Here is a 25,858-nt window from a genome sequence, read left to right as displayed (position 1 = left end):
AGCCCCTGTAGCTTGCTCAATACGTGCCAGAGAAACTGCGATTGAGGATGCGGCCATCGCCGCCTTCCTCCTGATCGCGGCCGGCGCTGTCGCCACCGAAGAACGCGCTCCGCTCTTCATCTCCCCAATGCGCCTTGGCCTCCTCGGCCGTCTTGCGCACGATTACCTTGTCATCGACGCGGTCAATCCAGCGCGACGGAATCGAATGATGGCGGCCGCCGGCATCGGGATCGCTCTTGGTCAGGAGAATGCGATCGCCGCGCACTTTGTCGACGGTGCCGATGTGCTCACCATCGGAACCGACCACGTCCATATGCTCGGTAACACGCTGCAGACTCGATCGCTGAGTCTGCCGTTCGTTGCGCCAGCTGCCGAATTCGTTGGAGAACCGCTGCTGGTTCTCGCGGCGATATTCCTCATAATCGCGGTCGAGTGCGGCGATCTGGCCGGCGCGCCAGCTGTGATAATCGCCATCGCCACGATAGCTATTATCGCCGCCATACCGCTGATCATAGCGCTGGTCCGCATCGCGCCGACGCTCGGCCTCTTCGTCGCCGAACCACGACCGCACCTCGTCGCCCGCACGCGCAAAGAAGTTGCGGTCTTCATAGCTATAGTCGCGTGGATCGCGATCGTATCCGCGACCAAAACTGCGCCGGCCGCGATACATGTCAGGGCGACCGTAATCGCGATCGTCGTCGCGGCGCTCGATATCGGAGAAGCGGTTGCCATCGGACGCGTAGCTGCCGCGATAGCGTGGGCCGGAGCCGTAATCGTATCCGCGATTGGCGAAATTGGGGTTGCGGCCCTGACTGTAATAACCGCGATCGTAATCGTCGCGATCACGATCCGGGCGACGGCTCGGGCCGATCATGCCGGCGGCTTCATATTCGCGCGCGCTGGTATAGGTGCGGTCCTGACCGGAGCCATAATCGCGGCCGTAATTGTCGTCGCCGGGTGCGTAATAATCGCCTTGCAGCGAATTGCCGCGGGGGTAGCGTTCATATGCCATCTGGCGGGTCCTCTCATCGGGTGTCGACGGCGGACGCGGAAAGGGGGGAACCGCGCCCGCCTGCCCGCTTAAACGGAACGCAAAGGCTGCCAGTTCCGCAATTTGACGACTGCTTGACGCAGGTTAACGAAGTTGTCCGGCAGCTGGGCGCGACCTGTTTGGTCAACACGGCAAAGCGCGTGTTGCAAAGCCGGAAAATGGTCGCTAGAGGCTCGCGCTCCCAAGGGCGGAAGCGCCCTTGCGGCGTGGGCGGGGCTGTAGCTCAGATGGGAGAGCGCTGCAATCGCACTGCAGAGGTCAGGGGTTCGATTCCCCTCAGCTCCACCAGCCGCCCACGCCAGATCGGACTCGCCGTGCTAGCGTGGCTCGACGGATCGGCGCCTAACCTTTCGCCGCCGCCACGCGACCTAGGCTATCGCTCCACAGCACCGCCACCCTCGGCGCTTCCTCTTCGAGCGCTTGCAATCGGTCGTACCACGGCCCGATGTCCTGCGCGGCGGGCGAAAACCCTTCAAACTGCAAGCGCGCGGCGATCCAGCGAGCGCGCAAGCTTTCCAGCTCGGTCCAGATCGTACCGACGACTCCGCTGGCCCGCGGTTCTCGCTGACAGACGTTGATCCGTCCCGTTTCGATCGTTTCCCAAACGAGCGCTCCGATTTCGTCGGCGATCAGCCGGTCGATCGAGGGACGCCGGGTACACCAGTCACGCAACCTCTCGCCGATCGGGATCAGGGCGTGCGCGGCATCGATCAACGCGGCAACCGCCGGGTCACGGGTCCAGCAGTCGACCGCGAGCAGACGCGCGCTTTCGGGATGGAGGTCGGGCGAGGACTGAACAGCGGCAGGCGGCAATGATTGCTCCCACGCCAGAAGAGCGGCGAAAAGCAAATATGGGACATATTGTCCAACTATTCAACGTCGCCGATGGCAGCTAGCTCGGCCCGGAATATAGCCTTCAGTGGGACGATCTGGCCAAGTCAGCCGCCTTTTCGCAAGGGCTTGCCGTGATTGGCGAGCTGAGCAGCGCGCCATTTTTCGATCATGTGCGGACCGGGCACGTCAGGATAGGGTCCCTTCCCGGCTACACGTCGTCCGGTGAGAAGAAATTCGACCGACACGCCCGTGATCAAGGCAAATTGCTCCATCATCGCATGCGGCATCGGCGTGCGCGATTCGTATTTGCGATAACGTTCGGCCGGTACGCCGAGCAGGGTCGACATCTGTCCGGCCGTCATCCCCCTGAGCTGGCGAAGTGCCTTCACCCTGGCGATATAAAGAGCGTCGAATTCCTCTGGCGTGATCGGATCGGTCATGGACAAATTGTACCATGACCTCGGCTCATAACAAAGCGCCAACTGACGGTTGATATGTTGGACAATATGTCCAATTTATTGCCAATGACGACCGCCGCTAGCTCCGAACGTGCCAATGGATCGCTAAAGGACGGACCGCAAACGAGGTGCGCAGCATGTGGGCGCTCGGTCTGCGATCATCCCGATCCGATCTACGGCGGCATTGTGCCCGCATCTCTTCGGCCCGCGCCAGCGGCCGAAACGCGAGCCGGATAGGCCGTCGCGCCGGTCAAATCAGACACCGAATTTATCAGGAGAAAAGACGTTGGCGGATAGCAATCCGAAGATCCAGCGAGCGAGCGCACGCGCTGAGAGTGGCGCGGAAGACCGGCTCACGATGATCCGCGCCAGTGCCGCACGACGATTGGCCGCGCTCCCACAACGCGAGCAGCAGCCCGACGCCGTCGATCGTCTGGCCGCCGCGCTGCACCGGCGCGAGGAGTCGGAACGGCGGCACGAGGCAATGATCGCGCGGTGGCAGCACAAGAATGAAGGTACGCCGGAGACGCACGAAAAGGCGAACGCGCTGCCCGAGCGGCGTCGGCAATCGCCGCTCCACCGGATGGAACGCCTGGGCAAGATCAGCGCGGACGAGCGCGCCGCGGCCGAAGAGATTGCCGGCGTGGCGGAGAGAATCCGGCGCGCCGGGTCGATACGGTCGGTGTCACTGGAAACGCGCGTCGATTTCGCCAATTCGGGGCGGGACCAATTGGTCGAGTCACTGAAACGTGTGCGGCTGGAGGTCGCCTATCGCGCATGGTGCGAGGCCATCCCTCGGCCGAGAGCCATGGTGCTCGACATGGTGTTGAGCGACCGATCGTTCGTGCAACTGGCACACGCGCATGGGATGCAATGGCGAACGGCGCGCAAGCGGCTGATTACCGCGTTGCGGATGTGGCCCGAAATGGCGGCGGCAGCGCGACGAGATGTGGATCGCGAGGATGTCGAGGCGGTGTACGCGCGGCTGGGCGCGGGAGAACTGCTGGGATCGCAACCTTAGCCGGCCAACACGGACCGAAGCGACACGACGACCACCGAGATGTTTGGGAGTGCGCGGCGGACATATCTCCCCCGCACTTTCGAGATATAGTTCGCAAGGGTCTTGCTTCAAGACCCGCCCTTTGCCGTAAAGCCCCTGCCCCATCGATTCGCAGGGAGAGGCGATATGCGGGCAGTATCATCTACTTATGACGTGCGCGAAGGCGCCAATACGAAGGCGAGCGACCACGCGATTGTGATTTGCGGCGGCGGGCCGACCGGACTGATGCTGGCCGGCGAGTTGGCGCTGGCGGGGGCCGATGTCGCGATCGTCGAGCGGCGCCCGAACCAGGAACTGGCGGGGTCGCGCGCAGGCGGATTGCATGCTCGATCGATCGAATTGCTCGATCAACGCGGCATTGCCGACCGGTTCCTGGCCGCTGGAGAAGCGATGCAGGTCACGGGCTTCGCGCTCACCAGGCTCGACATCAGCGACTTTCCCACCCGGCACAATTACGGGCTGGCTTTGTGGCAGAACCATATAGAGCGCATCCTGGCCGAATGGGTCGCCGAGCTGGGAGTGCCGACCTATCGCGCGCGCAACGTGATCGGGTTCGTCGAGGATGAAACGGGCGTCGACATCGCACTATCCGACGGGAGTTCGCTGCGGACCGACTATCTGGTCGGATGCGATGGCGGGCGCAGCCCGATCCGCAAGGCGGCGGGGATCGACTTTCCCGGTTGGGATCCTACTATCAGCAATCTGATCGCCGAGGTCGAGCTGGAAGAAGAGCCCGACTGGGGCATCCGTCGCGACGCGATCGGGTTGCATGGGCTGAGCCGGATGGACGACGGCAAGACGGTGCGCGTCATGATCACCGAGCAGCGGGCGGGGCGTGCCGGCGATCCGGGGCTCAGCGACCTGAGCGAAGGGCTGATCGCGGTCTATGGGACCGATTTCGGGGTACATAATCCGAGCTGGATTTCGCGCTTCAGCGACATGACGCGGCAGGCCGCGACGTATCGCAAGGGCCGGATCTTGCTGGCCGGCGATGCCGCGCATGTCCATTCGCCTGATGGGGGCCAAGGCCTCAACATCGGCTTGCACGATGCGGTGAACCTGGGATGGAAATTGGCGCGCGTCGCCGCGGGGACGGCGCCCGACAGCCTGCTCGACAGCTATCATGCCGAGCGTCATCCCGTCACCGCGCGGGTACTGCGCAATACGATGGCGCAAGTCGCCCTGCGGCGCGCGGACGAGCGCTCCGGCGCGCTGCGCGAGATCGTCGCCGAACTGCTGGGCATGGACGAACCGCGCCGACGCATTGCGGGGATGATGTCGGGGCTGGACGTGCAGTACGATCTTGGCGAGGGGCACGCGCTGCTCGGGCGGCGGATGCCCGACCTCGATTTGGTTACCGCCGACGGCCCGGTGAGGGTGTTCGCATTGCTGCACGATGCGCGACCGGTGCTGATCAATCTCGGCGAGCCGGGCACGATAGAAATCTCGCCCTGGGCGGATCGAGTGAAGCTGCTGGATGCCAGTTATGAGGGGATCTGGGCGTTGCCGGTGATCGGCGCGGTTTCCGCCCCGACCGCGGTGCTGGTCCGGCCCGATGGCCATGTCGCCTGGGTAGGAAACGGCGATGATGGCGGGCTGGCCCAAGCGCTGGCGACCTGGTTCGGGCCGGCGGCAATAGCGTGACCCATCGGACGGAGGGGCGGCGTCAACGGCTCCTCCGTCCACCCGAGAAAATGAGAACAAACCGTGAAAACTTCTTGACTGCCACGAAAAAACGTGTATGTAGCAATCATCCAAATTTGCGTTCGACCGAAACGGCGTCGCGCAGTTTTCTCGCAGAAAATCCACCGGTTCCCGGACACCCGTCCGGCAACGTGCGTACGTTGCTGGAGCGGGTTGTTGCGGCGCGTCGGGCGGATGGCGATCGGGTGGAGTTCGGATGGCGGAGCGGAAGCGTGCGGGGTCGGGAACATCCGCCAAGAACGCTATTGTTCCAACTTGGTTAGTCTCCCCTCCGACGCACCTTCCCAACACTGCGCGCAAAAGCGGGCGGGCGACGATCGAAATTACCGACGCGATGCGCGCCGACGTACGGCGCTTCGCCGAGGTCGGGACACCCTATGCGATCATCGCACGGATTATGGGCATCAGCGCGACGACATTGAAACGGCGGTGCCGCGCCGAACTCGACGCGGGCGTCGAAGTGGCCAATGCGCGGATCGCGCTGACCTTGTTCGAGACCGCGATGAACGGGAACACCACGGCGATGCTGTGGTGGGAAAAGACGCGCGCGGGGCGGCGCGAGGGTTCGGCGCCCGATCCGCTTGGGATCGGCACGCGTGCCGTCGAGGCGATCACGCCCGACATGTCGGCGCGCGAGGCGGCGGAACGCTATCGCGAGGAACTTGGGTGACAGTGGGTTCAGCGCCGGCCCTCCCGACCTGGCCGCCGGACTATGTCGCCGAGCTAATGGCACGACAGCATCGATTGCGGCGGTTGAAGGCGGATGCCGGGCTGCGCGCTGGGCTTGCCGAGCGATATCGCGAGGATCCCGCCGGGTGGATCGCGCATTGGGCCGTGACGTACGATCCTAGAAAGGCGGCGAGCGACGCGCCGACGGTGATGCCGTTCGTACCCTTTCCCCGCCAGGTCGAGATGATCGCGTTCCTGCGCGCCAACGTCGATGCGCAGCAGAGCGGGTTGATCGAAAAGGCACGCGACATGGGCGCGACGTGGCTGGCCTGCGCCTTCTCCGTGTGGCTGTGGTTGTACCGGCCGGGCGCCGCGATCGGATGGGGCAGCCGCAAGGAGCAATTGGTCGACAAGATCGGCGATCCCGACAGCATTTTCGAGAAGATACGGATCATCATCCGCCACTTGCCCCGGCTGATGCTGCCCATCGGGTTCGATCCGCGCGACGACATGCCGAGCATGAAGATCGTCAACCGCGCGACCGGTGCGACGATCACCGGAGAGTCGGGCGACAATATCGGGCGCGGCGGGCGTAAGCTGATCTATTTCAAGGACGAGAGCGCACATTACGAGCGGCCCGAGAAGATCGAGGCCGCACTGGCCGACACGACCAATGTCCAGATCGACATGAGCTCGGTCAACGGGCCCGGCAATGTATTCCATCGCCGGCGCGAAAGCGGGATCGAATGGGCGCCGGGCGCGGCGCTCGCCACCGATCGGGTCAACGTGTTCGTGATGGACTGGCGCGACCATCCGGCCAAGGATGCCGCCTGGTATGCCGGGCGGCAGGCCAAGGCGGCGGCGGACGGGCTGCTCCATGTCTTCGCGCAGGAAGTCGACCGCAATTATACCGCCGCGGTCGAGGGGATCATCATCCCCGGCGACTGGGTGGCGAGCGCGATCGACGCGCATCTCGCGCTCGGATTCGACGATGAAGGCGGGTGGCGCGCCGCGCTGGACCCGGCCGACGAGGGTGGCGACCGACATGCGCTGGCCATCGCCAAGGGGTCGGTGGTGCATTCAGTCGACGATTGGGGCGACGGCGATGTCGGCAAGGCGACGCGGCTGGCGGTCGACCGGCTGCGCGGACGGACGGTGGCGTTACAATACGACAGTATCGGCGTCGGCGCGGGGGTGAAGGCGGAAGCCAACCGGTTGCGGGATGAGGTGGACGCCGACGGGCGGGCGCTGCTGCCCGTAGGTATCACATTCCGGCCATGGAATGCCGGGGCATCGCCGGTCCGGCCGCGAGAGCATGTCGTGCCGGGAGATAGTGAGACGCCGGTCAATGGCGATTTCTATGCGAACTTGAAAGCGCAGGCCTGGTGGCAATTGCGGTTGCGCTTCGAGCGCACGCACAAGGCGGTGACGGCGGGCGAGGTTTACGACCCCGCCGACCTAATCAGCTTGCCGCGCGATATGCGGGGGCTAGCATCGCTGCGGAAGGAATTGAGCCAGCCGACGCGCGCGGTGAACGGTGCGCTGAAGCTGGTGGTCGACAAGAAACCCGACGGCACCAGGTCGCCCAACAAGGCCGACGCGCTGGTCATGGCTTTCTGGCCGGCGGAGGATGCGGTGGCGTCGGTTGGGTTCCTGGACCTGGTGCGCGCGGCGAATGCGGTGACGGCTGCGGAAGCGATCAGGGTTCGGGATAGGGTCCGACATCGGTATTGATCTCAACCGACCGGACACCTTCGATCGTCTCCATCTCGCCGAGTACGATTCGCAGCGCTGCCGTGGCATCGTCACGCGTTTGATAAATCCCGGACGGTGGATAGTCGTTGATCCAGTAAGGCAGGAACTCCTCGGTTGCTTCGGTCAGATATTCGGTGACGAACACCCACAGACCATCGGCGCGGGAGCAAACACGCCCACGACTTTTGCCTGACCGGGCAAGGAATGTTTCGATCGCGGTGACGAACACGGCGGCGGTCAGCGGCGATCGTCGCCGACGACCCGCAGGCAATCGCCGTCGATCTCGATCAAGGCATCGGTCCCCGATTCCCTGATATGGCGAAGGGCCATACGGCGGCACTGATCGTCGGTGTTGATCTGGTATTCGACCCAGCGACGCCATTTGGTGTCGGCCAGCGCGATGCGTTGGGCGTCCGACAGGCCCGTATCGTGTTCGGCTCGAAGGTGCTTGATGTGGTGAATCCAGCGATTGCGATCACTCTCTTTCACTGACCAACGCCGACCGTATCGACCTTGCCCGTAGCACGCTCGACCCAGGCAACACCTCCGCCGCCGAAAGCTTCGGATGCCGGATCCCAGAAATGCACGACCCAATACTTGCCCCGGGCTTCGATCCGATGACGAACGACGTGCCGCGGGTCGGCGAACGCGCTGCCAAAACGGTCGCGGAGAACCGCCTCGGCGCGCCGTGCCGCTTCGGCTTGATCGACCGGACCCGCCGTCGCGCACGCGACTGGTAGAAGCAATAGCCAGATAATGGTGAACTTCATCGCTCCAATGTGCCGCAAAAACAGCGATCCTTCCATTCATAGAACCAATTCGACCACATTTTGCGGTGCCGCCGAGGTGCCCGGCAAAGGAGAACCACATGCCCAAAGGCGGCGTGCAGACCAACATCACCTATAGCTGGGGCAACAGCAGCAACGAGAATGCGTGGGGGCCGTTTTCGCCAGGCTTTCCGCTCACGCCTGTCGTGCAGCAGCCTGTACGCGGCTACGACTTCAAGCCCAATATCAACGCGACGTTGCAGCCCCGCGCCTACGAGCAGACCGGGTTTCCAGCGCTGCGCGCGTTCGCCAATGTCGAACTGGTGCGGCTGGCGATCGAGACGCGCAAGGACCAGGTCGAGCGGCTCGACTGGCAGATCAAGCCGGTCGATGGCGCCGCCAAGATTGCCGACGATCCGCGCATCGTCGAGCTTACGCGGTTCTGGCGCAAGCCTGATGGGGTCACGCCGTTCGCGACCTTCATGCGATCGAGCCTGGAGGATTTGCTGACGCTCGATGCGCCGGCGTTCGAGAAGCGGCGCAACCGCGGCGGCAAGCTGATCGCGCTAGAGATCGTGCCCGGCGATACGATCCATCCGATGGTCGACGATACCGGACGGCGGCCGCGCGGCCCCGCCGACGTCGCCTATCAGCAGGTGATCAAGGGCGTGGTGTGGGCCAACCTGACCAATGCCGACCTGCTCTATGTGCCGCGGAACGTCCGACCGCATCATCTCTATGGCTTCGGGCCGGTCGAGCAGATCATCGTGACGATCAACACGATCCTGCGGCGCCAGGCGGCGCAATTGAGCTACTTCACCGAAGGCAATGTCCCGGCGGGACTGCTCAACGCGCCCGAGGGATGGGATGCGGCGAAGATCCAGGAATTGCAGCAATGGTTCGACGATCGGATCGCGGGCAACGCGGCCGAACAGAACAAGCTGATATGGGGGCCGCATGGATCGCAATTCACCGCGTTCAAGGCGGCGCCGATCAAGGACGAGTTCGACGAATGGCTGGCGCGGATCGTCGCCTTCGCCTTCTCGCTGCCCCCTACCCCGTTCGTGCGCCAGATGAACCGCTCGACCGCGATGGAGGATCAGGAGCGCTCGCTCGAGGAGGGGTTGGAGCCGCTGCAGCTTTGGATGAAGCGCTGGATCGACGATGTGATCCAGATCGAGTTCGGTTACGCCGATCTGGAATTCGCGTTCGTCAAGGCGACCAGCATCGATCCGCAGGTGCAGTCGGAGATTGACGATCGCGATCTGCGCAACGGGTCGAAGACGATCGACGAGGTGCGGCATGCGCGCGGGGACGATCCGTTGCCCGATGGGCTAGGAGCGCGGCCGATATTGTATACCAGCGCAGGGGCGGTGTTGCTGGCGGATGCGATCGCGGGGGTGATGGCCGAACCAACGGAAGGCTGAACGGTGCTCGAACTACCAGTCGTGGTGACGCCGGCTCCGCTAGCCGCGCCTGCCACGGAAGATCGTCCAGCCGGCGAAGACGAACGACGCCAGCGCACCGAGCATCAGGACAAGCGCCGCGATATGATATTTGGCACGTTCGGGTGAGACACCATTCGCCCCGAACGGCGCGGCATCGCCCTCTGCCTCCAGCGAGCGACCGACGAAATAGAGTCCCGTGGCAACCGCCAGGAAGATGAGCGGCTTGAATTTCATGTCTTGCCCCCCGTGCCGACGTTCCGACCGCCCCGCGATCCGGCCAAAGCGAGACTAACGCGACTGTGCGCGGAAGCCAAACAATAGCCGTAACGAGACCCCCTCACATCCTGAAAGGACAGCCATCGCATGACGCGGTTTCGCCAGTTCGGCGCGATCACCAAGGTCGAGGATCAGGAAGACGGCACGATCAAGGTCTGGGGCATCGCCTCATCCGAGACGCGCGACCAGCAGGGCGAGACGATCACCGCTGCGGCGATGAAGGCGGCCTTGCCCGACTATGGGCGCTTTCCGGCTTTGCGCGAGATGCACGAGCCAAGTGCCGCCGGGCGCGTGGTCGAGGCCGAGGTCGACGATCACGGTATCACCCAGATCTGCGCGCACGTCGTCGATCCGCTGGCGATCACCAAGGTGCGTGCGGGCGTCTATGCCGGCTTCTCGATCGGCGGGAAGGTGCTGAAGCGCGACACCGCAGATCGCAGCGTGATCACCGCGCTGAAGCTGGTCGAGATCAGCCTGGTCGACAGCCCGTGCAACCCCGACGCCGTCATCAACATGTGGAAGGCCGATATGGATTATGTTCCGAGTGGCGACGAGGTGGTCGCTAAGGCCCGCGAGCTGGCCGAGGATGCGGGATCACGGCGGTACAAGGATTTCCTGTTCAAGGCGCGCGAACGGCTGATCGCCGCGGCACTGGCGAGCGACCTGGGCGACGATGATGACGACGACGACCAGGACGAGGATCGTGACCCGGATGCGGGGGCCGACGCCGATGGCGACGACGATGCTCCCGCCGCGGATCCGGACGGCGGCAAGCCGGACGACCAGGACAAGCCACCGGCGGCCAAGCCGCAACTGAAGCCCAAACCGAAGTCAGCCGACCCTCAAGCCGATAGCGATGCCGACACGGATAATTCCGACGCGCCGCGCGAGGGCACTGAACCGCCTGATGCTGACGACGACGCGCCGCCTAAACCCAAGGCCAAGCCGGCGCCGGACAGCAAGGATCGGGTGAAGCGTGTCGCGACCGGCGACAATGCCGGTAACGACACCGAAGACACCGGCAGCGACGATGCCGGGGCTGCCCAACCCGATGCCGATCGCATCCAGGCGGCACACGACCACCTCGTCGCGCTGGGCGCGCAATGCCGCGCGGAAAATTGCGGAGACGCTGACCAGCCACCGGCAGATGCTACCGCACGCCCTCGCCCACAGGTTGCACCGCCCGCTCCCGATCCTGACGAGGACACCGAGAAGTTGCGACGCGGCGACGCGCTGGGCGACGGTATGATGGCCGAGCTCGCCAAACGCTTCGGCGACACGATCACGATGCTGAACGCGACGATCGGCGATCTGACCAAGCGCCTGGAGCAAGTTGAGGCCGAGCCGGCGGCGCCCAGAACCGCCGTCGGCCCGCTGCGCGCGGTGAGCAAGGCCGAGGACGCCTCGCCCAATTCAGCCAATGGCACGTCGGCAATCAGCGCCGACGATCTCAAGAAAGTGATCGACACCCTCCCTGAGCAGGAGCGCGGCCAGTTCCTGCTGCGCATCGCTCTGTCCAACCCGACTCTGGTTCACGCGGCCCGCGCAACCGCCTGACCTGTCGCCCGCGCCGTCGCGCTCGGGCCTCGTTCCTGCGCCTATCCAAAGGACGGATAGCAATGACCAATCTCACTCCCGACGAGATCAAGAAGTCGCTCGTCTCCAGCCTGTCGAACCCCGACGAGAATATTTCGCGCGCCATCATGCTGATGGCGGGCGGACGCCCCGATATGGTCGAAAAGGCCATTTCGACCGGCACCGGCCTGGTCGCCTATGACCTGCAGGCGCCGGCCAAGAACCTGTATCCGGTCAATACGCCGATCATCAAATCGCTGCCGCGCGTCGGCGGCGGGGGCGGCACCGCAACCAACTGGAAGTCGGTCACCGCACTGACCGGCTCGGGCTTCGACAATACGCCCTGGGTGCCCGAGGGGCAGCGCGCCGGTCAGATGGCCTACACCACCGCCGACCGCGCGGCGCCGTACCGGACGCTGGGCGAGGAAGACCAGGCGACGTTCGAAGCGATCTCCGCCGGCCGCACGTTTGAGGACATCAAGGCGTCGATGACGCAGCGCCTGCTGCAGAAAACGATGCTGAAGGAAGAAGCCGGCGTGATCTTCGGCAATGCTTCGCTGGCGCTGGGTACGCCGACCGCGCCGACGCTGAGCGCGGGCGGGACCGGATCGACCTTGCCGGGATCGGTGACCTATTCGGTGATCGTCGTCGCGCTGACGATGGAAGGCATGCGCAACAGCACACTGTCGAACGGTGTCGCGACGTCGAAGTCGGTGACCGGCGCCGACGGCAAGAGCTTCTCGATCAACGGCGGGTCGTCGATGAAATCGTCGGCCGCGAGCCAGGCGACGACCGGCGGCCAGGCGCTGTCGTGCAGCGTGCCGGCGATCCAGGGCGCGGCAGGCTATGCCTGGTTCGTCGGCACCGCGGGAAGCGAGAAGCTCGAGGCGATCAGCTCGACCAACAGCGTCGTGTTTGCCAAACCGCTTGCTGGTACGGGGCAGGCGGCGAGCGCGGTCAGCGCGGATTGCTCGACCAACTCGACCGCGTTCGACGGCTTGCTGACCACCGCGCTGAAGCCGGGGTCGGGCGCATACGTCAATTATCTCGCCACCGGCACGCCGGGCGCGGGCACGACCCTCACCTCTTCGGGCCAAGGGTCGGTGACCGAGATCGACGTGATGATGCAGTCGATGTGGGACAATTATCAATGCTCGGTCGACGTGCTCTACGTGAACAGCCAGGAGCAGCGGAACATCACCAAGAAGGTGCTCGCGTCGGGCACCGCGTCGCTGCTCAATTACTTCCAGGATCCGAAGGCGGGCGAAGTCGCGCTGACCGCCGGCGGCGTGGTCGAATATTATTACAACCCGTACCTCAACAAGAAGATTCCGATCCGCCTGCACCCCAACGTGTCGGCGGGGACGATCCTGGGCTGGGCCGGCGATTTGCCGGTCCAGTATCAGTCGAGCGAAGTGCCCAATGTCGCGGAAATGAAAGTGCGCCGCGATTACTACCAGATCGACTGGCCGATCACGACGCGTGCCGAGATGTCGGGCGTCTATGTCGAGGAGACGCTGGCGGTCTATGCGCCGTTCGCGATGGGCGTGATCGCCAACATCGCCAACGGCTGATCCTTCTCCCTCCCGGGCGCCCACCCCTTTGCCCCGGGCTTTCCTGGCCCCGCCGCGATGACCGGCGGGGCCTTTTCATGTTCGAGAGGAGATGCCGCGTGCCCGATAATCCTTCCCCGCGCCGGGCGCCCAAAGCGGCGCCCGCTGATATGGTCACGATGCATCATGAGGACGGCGCCGGGTGCAGTTGGCGCGGGCAATCCTTCGCGGCCGATGCCAAGGGCGTCGTGACCGTGCCGGTCGCGGCGGCGGCCGAGCTGCTCACGCACGGCTTCAGCTTCGTGAGCCGATGACGTCATGGCGGCGGGCGACCTCACCAATCTGTCGGCGGTCAAACGCTGGCTCAACATTTCGAGCGACAATGACGACGCGCTGCTGACCGATCTGGTCACTCAGGTCTCGTCGTTCGTCGAAAACACCATCCAGCGTAAGGTCCTGACGACGACGCATGTCGAGACTTATCGCGGGACCGGCGGATCGCGGTTCCTGCTGAGAAACTGGCCGGTCCAATCGGTGACGTCGGTCGAATGGGGCGAGACGCGGATCGACACTGTGGTCGATGCGATCGGCAACGCTTCGGGGGTCGCCACCGATGGGCGCAGCGTGATCCTGGTCGGATCGCGAACGCCGTACGATCGGCCGGTGCGAGTGACGTATGTCGCGGGATATGATTCCGTCCCGGCCGATCTAATGCTGGCGGTGACTGAACTGGTCGGCGAAGCCTATTCGGCCCGCACGCATATCGGCGAGACCAGCCATGCGAGTTCGGGCACGACCACCGTCGCGTTCAGCCGCGAGGCGATGCACCAGGCGGTGCTGGCACGGCTCAACAATTACATGTTGGCGGCGCCGCTATGAGCGTGACGCTGGATGCGGAGGCGCTGAGCGCCGGCCTCGATCGCCTGTCGTCGCAAGTGTCGGCGGCGGTCGAGGCCAAGGTGACGGCGGCGACCGCCGAACTGCAACGGCATGTGATCGACGACAAGCTTCACGGCCAGATGCTGAACGCGCGTACCGGTCGGCTGGCGAGCGCGGTCGAGCGCACGGTCGAGGCCAAGGACGACAGTATAGTCGGCCAAGTATTCGTGAATAATAACGTGCCTTATGCTGCGATCCTAGCATACGGTGGCAGTACGTCGCCGCATGACATCGTGCCCGACAAGGCCAAGGCGCTCGCCTTCGCGGCAGGCGGCAAGCACGTATTCGCGCGGGTGATCCACCATCCCGGATCGCGCTTTCCGGCGCGGCCCTATCTGGCAAGCGCACTAAGCGATGAGGCCGACGAGATCGCCGCTGCGCTGAAATTGGCGGCGATCACCGCCGCGCAGGAGGCGATCGGATGACCATTCGCAATCAGGTGTTCGACGCATTGCTGGCGCTGGGCGACGTGCGTTGGGGCAATGACGAAGGTTTTGTCGAGCGGTCGCGCCGGCTCAAGATGTGGGACAAGGCGCCGGTGCCCGGGCTGTATCAGATCGAGGGCACCGAGACGATTGCCTCGCTCGACGGCCAGCTCGACAAGCACAGCCTGCGCGCGAGCTGGATCATCTATCATCGCGGCGGCAAGGACCAGGCGGCGACCCCCGCCGAAACCAGTAACGCAATCCTCGACGCGATCGAGGCGGCGTTTCGCCCCGCGCTTCCCGGCGCGCGGCAGACGCTCGGCGGGCTCGCCTATCGCGCGTTCATCGACGGCACGATCCACAAGGACAATGGCGACCTGGACGGTCAGGCCATGCTGATCGTGCCGATCACCATCATCCTTCCCTGATCACAATGGAGAAACCAATGGCACGATCACAATCCGCCGCGGCCGACACAGATCCCCCGACGCCGACGGCGGACGGCGATACGGCCACCGCCCCTGCCCCAACAACGTCGCCTTTGCCGCCGCGCTTCACTGCGCCCGACCATGTCAGCGCGATTATCCTGTCGACCGGGCGCGAGATCGGCGTGGAAAATGGCGTGCTCACTGCGCCCACCGATCTGAGCGACGACGAACAGCGCCAGATCGCACGCGCGGGCTGCTCTCCCATCTAAGCTGCCAATTACTTTCAACTACGAACGCCAATGCCCGCTTCCTGCGGGCTTTTTTATTGGAGAAATCGCATGGCCATGTACAATTTCGGTGCCGGGGTGCTGTGGGGCACGCCGACTTTCGACGCGACAGGCGCGACGATCGCCAACCCGACCCCGCTGATGTTGGCGGTGACGCAGGAAGTCTCGATCGACATTCAGGGCGACATCAAGGAGCTCTATGGCTCCAACCAGTTCCCGGTCGCGGTCGGCCGCGGCAAGATGAAGATCACCGGCAAGGCCAAATATGGCCAGTTCAACGGCGCGGTGATGAACAGCCTGTTCTTCGGCCAGACGGTGACGTCGAGCCTGTACAGCATCGTCAATGACGTGACGGGCGCGACGATCCCGGCGACGCCGTTCACGATCACCCCGACCGTACCGGCCAGTGGCACCTGGGCGGGCGACCTGGGCGTGCGCGATGCCAGCGGCAACCCGATGACGCGCGTCGCCTCCGCCCCCACCGCCGGGCAGTACAGCGTCACCGCCGGCGCGTATCTGTTCGCAGCCGCCGATACCGGCAAGCTGGTCTTCATTAACTACAGTTACACCGCGACTTCCACGGTCGCGAAGACCTCGGTCGTACAGAACATCCAGATGGGTCAGGCACCCACCTTTCGCGCCGATTTCTTCAACCAGCTTGGCGGCAACGGGCTGGCGTTGACCTTATTCGCCTGCGTCTCGAACAAGCTCGCCCTGCAGACCAAGGTCGATGACTTCATGATCCCGGAACTCGATTTTTCGGCATTCGCCGATCCGTCGGGCAACGTACTGAAATGGGGGTCGGCGCAGTAATATGGCCAAGATCCATATTCTTGGGCGCGATTTCGCGATCGCGCCCTATAAGCTCGGCGAACTGCGCCGGGCCGCGCCGTTCATCGACAACATCCAACGCAAGACCGACGGCAGCGGATCGCTGTCCGATTTGATGGATTCCGCTGTCGACCTGCTCAACGTGCTATCGATCGGGCTGGTCAAGATCGATCCGGTGCTAACCGCCGACTATCTCGAGGCGAACGTGTCGATGGACGAGTTTGTCGGGCTGCAAACCGCTTTCCTGGACCTGAGCGAGGAATCGGGACTCAAGCGCAAGGGGGAAGCGATGGCTCCCACGGAAGCGGCGCCGGCGGGAGCCTCGAGCACGGACTTGCCGAGCTCGTCCACGATCTGATCACCGCTGGAATCGAGGGCGGGTCGAAGGCCGCGATCGAACGCGATTGGGGGCTGGCCGATGTCGATGCCCAATATCAGAGCTGGCGACGTACCGGCCCGCCACTCAACATCGCTGCAGTCGCGATTGCGCGAGCGTTGGGAGTCGATCTGATTCCCAGCAAGGACCGTAGCTCGGCCGAGACGCGGGAACTCTCGCCGACGCGGCCGACGCTCGCACGGCTTTGCGCCGAGGTCGCGATGCCGGTCGCCGGCGGCGACACCGCGGCGGCATCATGCGCGATACTCCAGAGACTGAAGGACATGTCATGAGCGATACCGTCTCCATCCGGATCACGGCCGACACATCCGGGGTGGAGGCGGGCATCCAACGGGTCCGTGGCGATCTGGGCGAGTTGAAGAGCACAGTCCAGGCCGCCGCGGACAGCATGAGCGGAGGCTTCGCCGGGATGCGCGGCGCGGTAGAACGCAGTGCTCAGTCGATGGATGCGCTGACCGCCAGCATGCACGGATTGAGGCCGCAGGAAATCGTCAGCGGCCTGAACGAAGTGACCGCCGCGCTGAGGCATAACAGCGCGGCGCTGCAGGAAATGGCCACCAAGTCCGGCGAGGGCAAAAGCGGTTTCGGCAAGCTGGTCGAAGGGATCAAGGGCGCGGCGGGCGTTGCCGGCGAACTGTACGAAGCGGGCAAGCAAGCCGCCCAGGCCATCGTGGCGATGGGGGAATCGTCCGAGAAGGTCAGCGTGCTGTCGAAGCAACTCGGAATGTCGACGCACCAAGTTCAACAATTGCAGGCAATGGCGCAGGCGACCGGAACCGACTTCACCAAATTGTCGCAGAGCGCGGCCGCGCTGGACAAGAATTTCAGCAAGAGCCCCGACACGTTCAAGAAACTCGGCATCGATATCAAGGCGGGGTCGGATCAGATGACGATCCTGACCACCGTGGCCGACAAGTTCGCCAAGACCACCGATGGTCCGCAAAAAACCGCGATGGCGATCAAGCTGATGGGCCAGGCTGGCGCCGAAGCGATCCCGTTTCTGAACCAGGGTGGCGCGGCGATCAGCGCGCTTGCGCAGAAGACCGATGCCTATGGGGCCGCTAACGACGGTGCGGTCGCCAGCGGTACGAAATTGGGAGAGTCGGTCAACGAGGCGCAGATCGCCTGGACCGGCGTCACCCAAACCTTGACCGCGGCACTCGCGCCGGTGGCGACCGAGATCGTCGACCGCTTCAACGAGCTCGCTAAGGCTTTCACGCAGAGCTACGCCAGCGGCGGCCTGGTCAAAACGATTTTCGACCTGTTGAGCGGTGCGATCGAGGGCGTCGGCGAGATCATCAACACGCTCGGCACAGCCTTTGCGGACCTTTGGCAGATCAGCGGCGCCGGTGGGCTGAACTGGTCTGAAATCCAGCATAATGTGATGAACGTCGTGATCACCGCGATCAAGACAGTGGTCGCCGCGGTCGTCGCGCTCGCGATCGGTTTCAAGATCGAGTTCGACCTGATCGCCGGCTATGCACTCGACTGGTGGGGCAAGTTGAAGGAGGCGTTCGACTTCGCCGGGTTGGGCATCGAGGCCATCAAGAAGACGTTCCAGCTGTTCGGCCAGGTGGCCTATGATGCGCTGACGCTGCACTGGAGCTCGATCGCCTCCGACTGGGACAAGGGGCTTGCGGACATCGACGCCACCGTCCGCCGCCGCGGCGCCCAGATCGTCGGCGATGCCAAGAAAACGAGCGAACAGGCGCAAGGCTATCTCCGTGCGGCCCATGATCTGCAGAATAACACGCCCGGAATGCTCGCCGGTGTTCTAAACAAGACACCGCCACCGCCGCCGAGCGGCGTGACCAAGCCGACTCCTTCTCCAACGCCGCCACCGACGCCGGCGCCCAGTCCGGGTCACGGCAATGCCGGCGGCGGCGCAGCGAAGCCGCAAAGCCGGATGAACGAATGGCAAGCGGCGCTCGACGAAAAGAAGCTCGCCATCCAGGCCGAAGCCGACGCTGAAGGCAAGTTCCGCCAGATATCACTTCAGGAAGAACATGCCTATTGGGCGAACATCCTCGCCACCGTAAAGACATCGAAAGACGAGGAGGCCGCAGTCAAGCGCAAGGCGACTGAAACCAGCATCGCCATGCATGAGGAGGAATTTCAATCCGAGGTCGATAAGCTTCGAAAGAAGCTCGATCTCGCGCATGGCAACCTTGCCGAAGAGACGAAAATAGGCAAGGCGATCGTCGACGCGACCAAGGAACATTATGGCGAGGAATCGAAGCAGGCTAAGGATACCGAACGACAGATCACCGAATATCTGCGCCGCGAAGCCGATGAACGCCGGCGCATTCAGGATGACTATTTCAAGCACGTTGCCGACATGCGGCATAGCGATATCGACGACGCTCAGGCCCAAGCCGAATATCTCAACCAGATGGGCGCGCTGAGCGACGCTCAGCTCCTCCAGCAACAGAAGAAGTTCGAAAACGATCGGTTCCAGATCGACAGCGACGAACTGATCCGTAAGCTCAACCAGCTCAAAGCCGACCCGACAACGAACCCCGATGTAATCAAGGGCCAGGATGCCAAGATCGAGCAGCTTGCGAAGCAGCATCAATTGCGCCTTAACGACATCAGCCGAAAGGCCAGTCTCCAGCGCAGCCAGATCGAACGCCAAGCTATCAATCAGATCGCGTCCGGCTGGAGCCAGAACATCGCAAAGATGCTCACGCTGCAGCAGGGGTTCGCCGCAACGGTTAAGGGCCTTTGGCAGACAGTGCAGCAGGCGATTGGCGACGCCATCGCAAAGATCATTGAGCAATGGCTTGCCAAGGAGCTGACGGCACTCGCGATCAAGCTCGGGATCCTGAAAACCGACGGCCAAAGCACGATCACTACCGAGGCCGCCAAGGCCGGCGCAGGCGGCACGGCGTCGATGGCCGCCGCACCGTTCCCGATGAACCTCGGTGCGGTAGGGTTCGGTGCAGCTATGTCCGCCGCAGCGGCATCGTACGGGACGATGGCCGGGTTCGATGTTGGCGCCTACGACCTGAGTAGGGACGGCATCGGCATGCTGCACAAGGGGGAAACGATCATCCCCGCCGATCAGGCCGGCGGATGGCGGAATGTCATGGGGCTATTCGCGTCGATGCCGACTTTCGGTGTCCCGCCGGTCGGATTCGCGGCCGGCGCGAACAGCAATGCCCCTGTTGCCGCGAACGACCAAGCCGGTGCGTCAGGTGGCTACCATTACCACGACCATACCGCGAGCGGCCTGTCCGAAGCGCAGATCATCGCCAACCGAAACGCCTTCGCCAAGGCCATGAAGATGGCGCATCGCGAAGGCAAGCTGGGTTTCTCGCTGCAGCGCTAGCGCGGCTTGTCGGGCATTCGGAACGTGATTGACGAGCCCCCGTACGAACCGATGCCTGCAGCCATGCCGGCGACCGACCCCGCCACCACACTGACGCCGCACATTTCAGTATCGCCGAACATACCGGATGAGATGCTCGGGCCCGAAGGCATTTCCATGTACTGATCCCGGCTTGCCCATTGTTTCTGCATCGCATCATATCGGCGGTAAAAGGCCAGACGGTCAGTCCCAACGCACTCGGGTCCAAGAACCGCGGTGGCAAGCTCGAAAATGTGCGTGTTATCCCAATCCTCCTGGGTGCGAGCCAGCAACGGGGCATGTTTCAGGAAGAATTTCACGTCGGTGACGTGTTCGCCATCATACAAATCCATCTGCGCGTGCAAGACATTCTGTCCAAAGATGTCCTTGTCGCGCGATCCAAACGTGACCAGGAACTCCACCAATTGCGAGATGGGACGTCCGTCGATATCGTGCTGGACCGGCTTCGGAAGCTTGTAACCGCCTCCCATCCAGAGCGGCTCGGTCATGAGCGTCACGCCGAAGCTCAAGGTCGCAAGGCAAGTCACGGCGTCCACGCCGAGGCACTTTCTTGCCGCCGGATCTTGGCGGAGTTGCTCGGCCCGAGCCTTGATCGCCGCCACGGCCGCCGCATTTTCTTTTTTGTCCTTGTTGTCGGCGGCAGCTGGCGTCGCGACCATGGCCAACGCGATCGGCCCGATCATCCATCTTAACATTCGGTTCTCCTCCCGTTGATCTGGCTGCGCGCAACGACGGGGCTAGCATCGATCCGAGCTTGAACTGCAGCAATCGCGTCCGCGACCCTGTTGTGAAGGGACGACGCTATCATTGGGCAGGCTCCTCGCAATAGGGACTGCGTGCCGATAGATCGAAAACGGAGCAAAAACCTTCGAGCGTCATGCGACGATTTCGGAGCTGACTCCCTTGCCATGATCGCCCCGCCCGCGATCTGTCCGAAGCGCCGAAATACCGAACCGGAACGGGTTTGCGCACATCGCGTCCGCATCGCAGCGGCGGCAACAGCGCCGTGCCCAAACGCCCTGCGGCGATCCGCGCAGCCCATTCGATTGGAGACGAGATTGCCCACGCTCTATCTGCCGACCCGCTGGCTCGTCACCGCCGATCCGTCGATCGACGATGCCGACGTGTTCCCGACGTTGATCGGGCAATCGTTCCTGATGGTGAAGAAACCTATGTGGGCGACGAAAATCGCAACGGCCTCTTCCGGACGCGAGCGGCGGCGCAAGACCTGGTCGTATCCGCGCTGGCAATTCAAGGTCGCTTATGAGGTGCTGCGCGACCTGCCGTCGGCGCCGGACCTCGATCGGCTGGCGACGTTCTTCCTGCTGCATGGCGGGCAATATCAGGAATTCTTCTTCTTCGACCCGGGCGACAACACCGTGGCCGCACAACGGTTCGGGATCGGTGACGGGGTAACCACCAAGTTCCAGCTTATTCGGAGTATGGCGTTCGGTAACGCGACCTTTTCCGAGCCGGTCGGCGGCGTGCTCGGAACGCCAACCGTGTTTGCCGACACGACGCCGGTCGCGAGCTTCATGATCGGTCCGCGCGGATCGATCACCTTCGCCAGCGCGCCTGCAGCCGGAAAAGTGCTGACCTGGACCGGGCGCTTCATGTTCGTTTGTCGCTTCGACGACGACGCGCTCGAGCTCAACCAGATGATGCAGAGCCTGTGGTCGCAGGACGGACTCTCCTTCACCACGACCAAGGGCTGACCATGAAAGCTGCATCGCCTGCGCTGATCACCTTGCTCAACAGCGGCGCGGACTTTCAGATGGTCGACCTGTGGACGATCACGCTGGTCGGCGGGGCCGTCATCAGATGGTCGGGCGGAGACGTGCCGATCGTGTCGGGCGGCCACCTCTACGCGCTTGGCCCGATGATCGAGCGGCAGGATATCAGCGAGAAGATCGGACTCGACGTTACGACCGTCGACATGGCGATCGCCGCGAACCCAGACGATCTGATCAACGGCGTGCCGATCATCCCGTTCATCCGGGGGCATGGGTTCGATGGCGCGAATGTCCGACTGGACCGTGCGTTCCTGACCGATTGGGGCTTGCCGGTGGTCGGCACGGTGCTGAGGTTTTCGGGGCGCGTCACCGCGATCAGCGCGATTACCGGCGACAGCGCCACGATCACGGTGTCGTCCTGGACCGTGCTGCTCAACGCCAACATGCCGGCCAACCTCTATCAAGCGGCCTGCCTCCATGCGGTCTATGACGCCGGCTGCGCGCTCAATCCGGCGGCCTTCGCGGTGACCGGCATTGTCGGCGCGTCGCCGGCCCCAACACTCACGGTGTTCGACACCAGCCTGACACCACCGGCCAATGATTTCGCGCAGGGGCGCATCGTGTTCACGTCGGGACCGAATACCGGCATCTCGGCGACTATCATGGCGAACGATGCGGCGGGCCTGTTCCAGCTCGTCTCTCCCCTTCCCGCGCTGCCGGTCGCGGGCAACACCTTCACTGCCTACCCGGGGTGCGATCTGACGCAGAGCCGGTGTTCGGTCCGCTTCAACAATCTGGGGCGGTTCAAGGCGACGCCGTACGTCCCGGTGCCGGAGACCGCGTTCGGATGACGCGCGAGGATGTGGTGCGCGAGGCACTGGGCTGGGAAGGAACGCCGTATCATCACCGGGCGCGGTTGCGCGGCGTCGGGGTCGACTGCGCGATGCTGCCGGCGGCGGTGTATGAAGCGGTCGGGCTGATTCCGCGGGTCGAGCCCGATTACTCGCCGCAATGGATGCTGCATCGCGACGAAGAGCAGTTCCTGGGCTGGGTCACGCGGTTCGCGCGCGAGATTCCGCGCGAAGCGGCCGGGCCCGGCGACCTCGCGATCTGGAAATACGGCCGTTGCTATTCGCATGCCGCGATCGTCATCGCTCTGCCCGAAGTGCTGCACGCCGTGATCCGCGGCGGCGGCGTGGTCCGCGGCAATGCCGACCGCGACGAGGAGCTGCGCTCGCGCCCGGTCAAGTTCTTCACCCTGTTCGAGGATCAATGATGGGCGGCAAGTCAACCTCGACCACGTCGCCGAAGCTCAACGGGCTGCAGGTCCAATCGTCTACCCTAGGCCTGCCCATCTCCCTAGGTTGGGGCCGCGGCCGGATGAAGTGCAATCTGATGTGGTACGGCGCCTTCACGGCGATTGCGCACACCACCAAAACCGGCGGCAAGGGTCTAGGCGGCGGGTCGAAGAACACGACCTACACCTATACCGCCTCGATCATGATGGGCATTTGCGAGGGCGGCGCCAGCGGTATTCGGGGCATTCGCACGATCTACAAGGACACCGCCGTGCTGACGTCGCTGTCGGTTGCCGGGTTGAGCCTGGCGACGGGCAGCCCGACGCAACCGGTGTGGAGTTACCTGACTTCCAAAGTGCCGGCGCAGGCGATCCCCTATAGCGGCATCGCTTACGTTTATGCCCAGGATTACGACCTGGCCGACAGTGCGACGCTGTCGAACCACAGTTTCGAAATCGACTTCGGCGTGCAGCTGAGCGGTGTCGCGAACGGCGACGCCGACCCGAAGGATATCATCACCGATTTCCTGACCAATCCCGCTTACGGCGTGCCGATGTGGGGATCGGGACTGATCGGCGACCTGTCCGATTATTCGCTCTATTGCCGCGCCAACAACTTGCTCTTGTCGCCGGTGCTCGAATCGCAGTCGGGCGCGGCGTCGATCCTGGAGGAATGGCTGACCGCGACGAACTCCGCCGCCTTCTGGTCCGAGGGCATGCTCAAGATCCGGCCCTATGGCGACGCCCCAGCAACCGGCAACGGCGTCACCTGGAATCCGAACCTCACACCCGCTTATGACCTGACCGAGGACGACCTGATCGTCGACGACAGCGGCAATGCCGTGTCGATCGAGATCGTCGACCAGTCCGACGCCTATAACATCGTTCAGTTCGAGTTCCTCGACCGCAGCCAGCAATATAATGTCGGCATCGCGACCGCCCAGGACCTGGACAACATCGTCACGTTCGGGCGGCGCAAGCAGGATCCGACAACGGTCCATTGCATTTGCGACGCCGACATCGCACGCAAGGCGGTGCAGCTCTATGCCCAGCGCGTTCTCTACACGCGCGAGAAATATGCGTTCAAGCTGCCATGGAACTTCGCGCTGCTCGAGCCAACCGATCTCGTCACGCTGACGACGGCGACCGATTCACTGCAGCTCGATCGCGTGCTGGTGCGGATCATCGAGATTGGCGAGGACGCCGACGGGTTGCTGGCGATCACGGCGGAAGGCGTCCCCATCGGCATTGCCTCGGCGGCGCTTTATGCCTCCCACTCCGGCTCGGACGGATACAAGGCGAACACCGATATCGCGCCCGGATCGGTATCGGCACCTTGGCTGTTCATTGCGCCGCCGAACCTCGCCGGGCTCGATGCCGAAATGTGGGTGGCCGCCGCGTCGACATCGCCGACCTGGGGCGGCTGTCAGGTCTGGATCAGCACCGACGGCGCCAATTATTCGATGGTCGGGACGATCAATGGGCCGGCGCGCTATGGCACGCTAACCTCTGCGCTGGCGACGGGTGCCGATCCGGATACGACGAACACGCTGGCGGTCGATCTGTCGAACAGCCTGGGACAGCTCGACAGCGTCAGCACGTCGGATCGCGACGCTGGGGTTACGTTGTGCATGGTCGGCGACGAGGTGGTGTCTTATCGGACGGCAACCCTGACGGCAGCCAACCGCTATAACCTGACCCAGCTCCGCCGCGGCCAGCGCGGTACGATTTCTGGCGCGCATGCCAGCGGGACCAACTTCGCGCGGATCGACGATGCGATCTTCAGGTTCGGCTATGACGCCAGCAATGTCGGCGACACGATCTACGTCAAGCTTCCCTCGTTCAACATCTACGGCCGTGGGCTCGAGGATCTTGCCACGGCCACCGCTTATTCGATCGCGATCAGCTCGGCGCCAGCGCGCGCCGGCTATCGCGACATCAAGTTCATGCGCTCCTACGCCCAGCCGCCGACCCCGAGCGGGGATAATCCGTCGGGTTGGTATGACGGCATACCGGCCGGCACGGCGACGATCTGGTCCAGCACGGCGCTCAAGACGGCAAACGGAACTTTGTTGGGCATCTGGACCGCCCCGCAATCGCTGTCCGGCCTGACGCCCCGCGGCGATTATAGCAGCGGAGCGACCTATTTCCTGAATAACAGCGTCGCCTATGGCGGCGGCAGCTACGTCGCGACCCAGGACAATTTCAGCGGCCATGCGCCGACCGGCACCGGCCAGGCCAATGCATATTGGGACGTGCTAGCCGCACCGGGGAGCGCCGGGGCGCCGGCCGTGCCGCCAGGGGCATTCACCGCAACGATCAGCGTGCCGTCGGGATCGGCGGTCAACCTGCGGTCTTTGGCCGACGCCGCCGGCTATACCGGCAATTCGGACGCGACGGTGACCTTCAACGTCCCCAATGGCGTCAACGTCACCGGGCTTGCGAGCGGCGGCATCGGCATCGACACCGGCAGTTGGCCGACCACGTCCCATGCGATCGCGCTGACATTGGTCATCCAGAACGGCGGCTCGATTAGCGGCGGCGGCGGTGACGGCGGGAGCGGCGGCAGTGCCGGCATGGCCGGCGGCGATGCCATCTATGTCCGAGTACCGATGTCGGGCGGGATCACGATCAACGCCGGCGGCGCGGTGCGCGGCGGCGGCGGTGGCGGCGGATCGAACGCGATGGCGTCCCCCTACAAGATCGGCACCGGCGGCGGCGGTGGCGGTGCGCCGAACGGTCAAGGCGGTGCCGGTAGCGAGGGTTACCTGACGATCGGCAATGACGGCCAGGGCTGGTCCGCAGGCGGAGCCGGCGGCTCGCCGGGCGGCGGCGCCGGCGGCAGCTATGCGACCGCGGGCAGCGCGTCGGGCGGAGGTACGCCCGGCGGCGGCGCCGGCTTCGCCGTCCGCAAGAACGGCAACGCCGTCACCGTCACCAACAACGGCACGATGACCGGATCCGCCGCGTAACCACACCACGTCTTCCCAAAGGACTGGCC

28 protein-coding genes and 1 tRNA gene are annotated in these 25,858 nt (G+C 64.0%); 20 read left to right on the top strand and 9 right to left on the bottom strand.

What is annotated here, in order from left to right:
* Positions 1-16: 16 nt before the first annotated feature.
* Positions 17-1,012 (bottom strand): DUF2171 domain-containing protein, encoded by a 996-nt coding sequence (locus tag AC1DRD_RS14710; protein WP_478041929.1) that lies wholly within the window; start codon positions 1,010-1,012, stop codon positions 17-19.
* A 251-nt stretch (positions 1,013-1,263) separates the two neighbouring features.
* On the opposite strand from AC1DRD_RS14710, the gene AC1DRD_RS14705 reads away from it, so the two are divergent.
* Positions 1,264-1,339 (top strand) — tRNA-Ala (locus AC1DRD_RS14705).
* Positions 1,340-1,393: 54 nt separating this feature from the next.
* On the opposite strand, the gene AC1DRD_RS14700 is transcribed toward AC1DRD_RS14705, so the two are convergent.
* On the bottom strand, positions 1,394-1,864 hold the full coding sequence (locus AC1DRD_RS14700) for a hypothetical protein (protein ID WP_478041928.1): 471 nt from the start codon (positions 1,862-1,864) through the stop codon (positions 1,394-1,396).
* Between the two features lie 125 nt (positions 1,865-1,989).
* On the bottom strand, positions 1,990-2,325 hold the full coding sequence (locus AC1DRD_RS14695) for a helix-turn-helix domain-containing protein (RefSeq protein ID WP_478028697.1): 336 nt from the start codon (positions 2,323-2,325) through the stop codon (positions 1,990-1,992).
* 304 nt (positions 2,326-2,629) lie between these two features.
* On the opposite strand from AC1DRD_RS14695, the gene AC1DRD_RS14690 reads away from it, so the two are divergent.
* The 4 genes from AC1DRD_RS14690 (at position 2,630) to AC1DRD_RS14675 (ending at position 7,510) form a co-directional block, all read left to right on the top strand.
* Positions 2,630-3,364: a hypothetical protein gene (locus AC1DRD_RS14690; RefSeq protein WP_478041927.1), complete on the top strand. Its 735-nt coding sequence runs from the start codon at positions 2,630-2,632 to the stop codon at positions 3,362-3,364.
* 165 nt (positions 3,365-3,529) lie between these two features.
* Positions 3,530-5,047 carry an FAD-dependent monooxygenase gene (locus tag AC1DRD_RS14685; RefSeq protein WP_478041926.1) on the top strand — a complete coding sequence of 506 codons (1,518 nt, stop codon included), beginning with the start codon at positions 3,530-3,532 and terminating at the stop codon, positions 5,045-5,047.
* A 394-nt stretch (positions 5,048-5,441) separates the two neighbouring features.
* Positions 5,442-5,777 (top strand): hypothetical protein, encoded by a 336-nt coding sequence (locus tag AC1DRD_RS14680; protein WP_478028694.1) that lies wholly within the window; start codon positions 5,442-5,444, stop codon positions 5,775-5,777.
* The gene (locus AC1DRD_RS14675) at positions 5,774-7,510 is read left to right on the top strand and encodes a hypothetical protein (protein ID WP_478041925.1); all 1,737 of its coding nucleotides are present in this window, start codon (positions 5,774-5,776) and stop codon (positions 7,508-7,510) included. The genes AC1DRD_RS14680 and AC1DRD_RS14675 overlap by 4 nt, the downstream gene beginning before the upstream one ends.
* On the opposite strand, the gene AC1DRD_RS14670 is transcribed toward AC1DRD_RS14675, so the two are convergent.
* Genes AC1DRD_RS14670 through AC1DRD_RS14660 form a run of 3 tightly spaced genes read right to left on the bottom strand, consistent with a single transcriptional unit; the run spans position 7,476 to position 8,337 of the window.
* Positions 7,476-7,760, bottom strand: a complete 285-nt coding sequence (locus AC1DRD_RS14670) for a hypothetical protein (protein ID WP_478041924.1) — start codon at positions 7,758-7,760, stop codon at positions 7,476-7,478. The two genes, AC1DRD_RS14675 and AC1DRD_RS14670, sit on opposite strands and share 35 nt — an antisense overlap.
* 8 nt (positions 7,761-7,768) lie before the next feature.
* On the bottom strand, positions 7,769-8,020 hold the full coding sequence (locus AC1DRD_RS14665) for a hypothetical protein (RefSeq protein WP_478028691.1): 252 nt from the start codon (positions 8,018-8,020) through the stop codon (positions 7,769-7,771).
* A complete protein-coding gene (locus tag AC1DRD_RS14660) occupies positions 8,017-8,337 on the bottom strand; it encodes a hypothetical protein (protein WP_478028690.1) in 321 nt (106 codons plus the stop codon). Before AC1DRD_RS14660 ends, AC1DRD_RS14665 begins: the two co-directional genes overlap by 4 nt.
* Positions 8,338-8,399: 62 nt before the next feature.
* On the opposite strand from AC1DRD_RS14660, the gene AC1DRD_RS14655 reads away from it, so the two are divergent.
* A complete protein-coding gene (locus AC1DRD_RS14655) occupies positions 8,400-9,725 on the top strand; it encodes a phage portal protein (protein ID WP_478028689.1) in 1,326 nt (441 codons plus the stop codon).
* A gap of 39 nt (positions 9,726-9,764) precedes the next feature.
* Here AC1DRD_RS14655 and AC1DRD_RS14650 read toward each other — a convergent pair whose 3' ends face one another.
* Positions 9,765-9,980: a hypothetical protein gene (locus tag AC1DRD_RS14650; RefSeq protein WP_478028688.1), complete on the bottom strand. Its 216-nt coding sequence runs from the start codon at positions 9,978-9,980 to the stop codon at positions 9,765-9,767.
* Positions 9,981-10,109: 129 nt separating this feature from the next.
* Between AC1DRD_RS14650 and AC1DRD_RS14645 the strand changes: the two genes are divergently transcribed.
* The 9 genes from AC1DRD_RS14645 (at position 10,110) to AC1DRD_RS14605 (ending at position 16,418) form a co-directional block, all read left to right on the top strand.
* On the top strand, positions 10,110-11,579 hold the full coding sequence (locus AC1DRD_RS14645; RefSeq protein ID WP_478028687.1) for an HK97 family phage prohead protease: 1,470 nt from the start codon (positions 10,110-10,112) through the stop codon (positions 11,577-11,579).
* 62 nt (positions 11,580-11,641) lie between these two features.
* The gene (locus tag AC1DRD_RS14640; RefSeq protein ID WP_478041923.1) at positions 11,642-13,171 is read left to right on the top strand and encodes a hypothetical protein; all 1,530 of its coding nucleotides are present in this window, start codon (positions 11,642-11,644) and stop codon (positions 13,169-13,171) included.
* Between the two features lie 98 nt (positions 13,172-13,269).
* On the top strand, positions 13,270-13,464 hold the full coding sequence (locus AC1DRD_RS14635; protein ID WP_478028685.1) for a hypothetical protein: 195 nt from the start codon (positions 13,270-13,272) through the stop codon (positions 13,462-13,464).
* A 4-nt stretch (positions 13,465-13,468) separates the two neighbouring features.
* A complete protein-coding gene (locus AC1DRD_RS14630) occupies positions 13,469-14,029 on the top strand; it encodes a head-tail connector protein (protein ID WP_478028684.1) in 561 nt (186 codons plus the stop codon).
* Positions 14,026-14,514 (top strand): hypothetical protein, encoded by a 489-nt coding sequence (locus AC1DRD_RS14625; protein WP_478041922.1) that lies wholly within the window; start codon positions 14,026-14,028, stop codon positions 14,512-14,514. Before AC1DRD_RS14630 ends, AC1DRD_RS14625 begins: the two co-directional genes overlap by 4 nt.
* Positions 14,511-14,942, top strand: a complete 432-nt coding sequence (locus AC1DRD_RS14620; RefSeq protein WP_478028682.1) for a hypothetical protein — start codon at positions 14,511-14,513, stop codon at positions 14,940-14,942. The genes AC1DRD_RS14625 and AC1DRD_RS14620 overlap by 4 nt, the downstream gene beginning before the upstream one ends.
* Before the next feature lie 17 nt (positions 14,943-14,959).
* Positions 14,960-15,211 (top strand): hypothetical protein, encoded by a 252-nt coding sequence (locus AC1DRD_RS14615; protein ID WP_478041921.1) that lies wholly within the window; start codon positions 14,960-14,962, stop codon positions 15,209-15,211.
* Between the two features lie 69 nt (positions 15,212-15,280).
* Positions 15,281-16,042: a hypothetical protein gene (locus AC1DRD_RS14610; RefSeq protein WP_478028680.1), complete on the top strand. Its 762-nt coding sequence runs from the start codon at positions 15,281-15,283 to the stop codon at positions 16,040-16,042.
* Position 16,043: 1 nt separating this feature from the next.
* On the top strand, positions 16,044-16,418 hold the full coding sequence (locus AC1DRD_RS14605; protein ID WP_478028679.1) for a hypothetical protein: 375 nt from the start codon (positions 16,044-16,046) through the stop codon (positions 16,416-16,418).
* A gap of 76 nt (positions 16,419-16,494) precedes the next feature.
* Here the strand turns inward: AC1DRD_RS14605 and AC1DRD_RS14600 are convergent, their stop codons facing one another.
* Positions 16,495-16,722: a hypothetical protein gene (locus AC1DRD_RS14600; RefSeq protein ID WP_478028678.1), complete on the bottom strand. Its 228-nt coding sequence runs from the start codon at positions 16,720-16,722 to the stop codon at positions 16,495-16,497.
* A gap of 3 nt (positions 16,723-16,725) precedes the next feature.
* Here AC1DRD_RS14600 and AC1DRD_RS14595 point away from each other — a divergent pair, with 3 nt between their 5' ends.
* Entirely contained in the window at positions 16,726-19,788 is a 3,063-nt protein-coding gene (locus AC1DRD_RS14595) for a phage tail tape measure protein (protein ID WP_478041920.1), read from the top strand.
* Here the strand turns inward: AC1DRD_RS14595 and AC1DRD_RS14590 are convergent.
* The gene (locus tag AC1DRD_RS14590; protein ID WP_478041919.1) at positions 19,785-20,522 is read right to left on the bottom strand and encodes a hypothetical protein; all 738 of its coding nucleotides are present in this window, start codon (positions 20,520-20,522) and stop codon (positions 19,785-19,787) included. The genes AC1DRD_RS14595 and AC1DRD_RS14590 overlap by 4 nt on opposite strands.
* A gap of 363 nt (positions 20,523-20,885) precedes the next feature.
* Between AC1DRD_RS14590 and AC1DRD_RS14585 the strand changes: the two genes are divergently transcribed.
* Genes AC1DRD_RS14585 through AC1DRD_RS14570 form a run of 4 tightly spaced genes read left to right on the top strand, consistent with a single transcriptional unit; the run spans position 20,886 to position 25,829 of the window.
* Positions 20,886-21,542, top strand: a complete 657-nt coding sequence (locus AC1DRD_RS14585) for a DUF2460 domain-containing protein (RefSeq protein ID WP_478028675.1) — start codon at positions 20,886-20,888, stop codon at positions 21,540-21,542.
* Between the two features lie 2 nt (positions 21,543-21,544).
* Positions 21,545-22,411 carry a DUF2163 domain-containing protein gene (locus AC1DRD_RS14580; protein WP_478041918.1) on the top strand — a complete coding sequence of 289 codons (867 nt, stop codon included), beginning with the start codon at positions 21,545-21,547 and terminating at the stop codon, positions 22,409-22,411.
* Positions 22,408-22,836 (top strand): NlpC/P60 family protein, encoded by a 429-nt coding sequence (locus AC1DRD_RS14575; protein WP_478028673.1) that lies wholly within the window; start codon positions 22,408-22,410, stop codon positions 22,834-22,836. Before AC1DRD_RS14580 ends, AC1DRD_RS14575 begins: the two co-directional genes overlap by 4 nt.
* On the top strand, positions 22,836-25,829 hold the full coding sequence (locus AC1DRD_RS14570; protein WP_478041917.1) for a phage tail protein: 2,994 nt from the start codon (positions 22,836-22,838) through the stop codon (positions 25,827-25,829). Before AC1DRD_RS14575 ends, AC1DRD_RS14570 begins: the two co-directional genes overlap by 1 nt.
* Positions 25,830-25,858: the final 29 nt, after the last annotated feature.

Source organism: Sphingomonas sp. P4_G2, from assembly GCF_056401155.1.
The sequence above is the reverse complement of the archived record's forward strand: the minus strand, read 5'-3'. Positions and strand labels throughout refer to the sequence as shown.

Coding starts and splice junctions, on each gene's coding strand:
- AC1DRD_RS14650 (WP_478028688.1), bottom strand. CDS start 9,980: ATGAAATTCAAGCCGCTCATCTTCCTGGCGGTTGCCACGGGACTCTAT.
- AC1DRD_RS14600 (WP_478028678.1), bottom strand. CDS start 16,722: ATGTCCTTCAGTCTCTGGAGTATCGCGCATGATGCCGCCGCGGTGTCG.
- AC1DRD_RS14685 (WP_478041926.1), top strand. CDS start 3,530: ATGCGGGCAGTATCATCTACTTATGACGTGCGCGAAGGCGCCAATACG.
- AC1DRD_RS14630 (WP_478028684.1), top strand. CDS start 13,469: ATGGCGGCGGGCGACCTCACCAATCTGTCGGCGGTCAAACGCTGGCTC.
- AC1DRD_RS14615 (WP_478041921.1), top strand. CDS start 14,960: ATGGCACGATCACAATCCGCCGCGGCCGACACAGATCCCCCGACGCCG.
- AC1DRD_RS14575 (WP_478028673.1), top strand. CDS start 22,408: ATGACGCGCGAGGATGTGGTGCGCGAGGCACTGGGCTGGGAAGGAACG.
- AC1DRD_RS14590 (WP_478041919.1), bottom strand. CDS start 20,522: ATGTTAAGATGGATGATCGGGCCGATCGCGTTGGCCATGGTCGCGACG.
- AC1DRD_RS14710 (WP_478041929.1), bottom strand. CDS start 1,012: ATGGCATATGAACGCTACCCCCGCGGCAATTCGCTGCAAGGCGATTAT.
- AC1DRD_RS14610 (WP_478028680.1), top strand. CDS start 15,281: ATGGCCATGTACAATTTCGGTGCCGGGGTGCTGTGGGGCACGCCGACT.
- AC1DRD_RS14595 (WP_478041920.1), top strand. CDS start 16,726: ATGAGCGATACCGTCTCCATCCGGATCACGGCCGACACATCCGGGGTG.
- AC1DRD_RS14640 (WP_478041923.1), top strand. CDS start 11,642: ATGACCAATCTCACTCCCGACGAGATCAAGAAGTCGCTCGTCTCCAGC.
- AC1DRD_RS14620 (WP_478028682.1), top strand. CDS start 14,511: ATGACCATTCGCAATCAGGTGTTCGACGCATTGCTGGCGCTGGGCGAC.
- AC1DRD_RS14660 (WP_478028690.1), bottom strand. CDS start 8,337: ATGGAAGGATCGCTGTTTTTGCGGCACATTGGAGCGATGAAGTTCACC.
- AC1DRD_RS14605 (WP_478028679.1), top strand. CDS start 16,044: ATGGCCAAGATCCATATTCTTGGGCGCGATTTCGCGATCGCGCCCTAT.
- AC1DRD_RS14655 (WP_478028689.1), top strand. CDS start 8,400: ATGCCCAAAGGCGGCGTGCAGACCAACATCACCTATAGCTGGGGCAAC.
- AC1DRD_RS14570 (WP_478041917.1), top strand. CDS start 22,836: ATGGGCGGCAAGTCAACCTCGACCACGTCGCCGAAGCTCAACGGGCTG.
- AC1DRD_RS14695 (WP_478028697.1), bottom strand. CDS start 2,325: ATGACCGATCCGATCACGCCAGAGGAATTCGACGCTCTTTATATCGCC.
- AC1DRD_RS14625 (WP_478041922.1), top strand. CDS start 14,026: ATGAGCGTGACGCTGGATGCGGAGGCGCTGAGCGCCGGCCTCGATCGC.
- AC1DRD_RS14580 (WP_478041918.1), top strand. CDS start 21,545: ATGAAAGCTGCATCGCCTGCGCTGATCACCTTGCTCAACAGCGGCGCG.
- AC1DRD_RS14680 (WP_478028694.1), top strand. CDS start 5,442: ATGCGCGCCGACGTACGGCGCTTCGCCGAGGTCGGGACACCCTATGCG.
- AC1DRD_RS14645 (WP_478028687.1), top strand. CDS start 10,110: ATGACGCGGTTTCGCCAGTTCGGCGCGATCACCAAGGTCGAGGATCAG.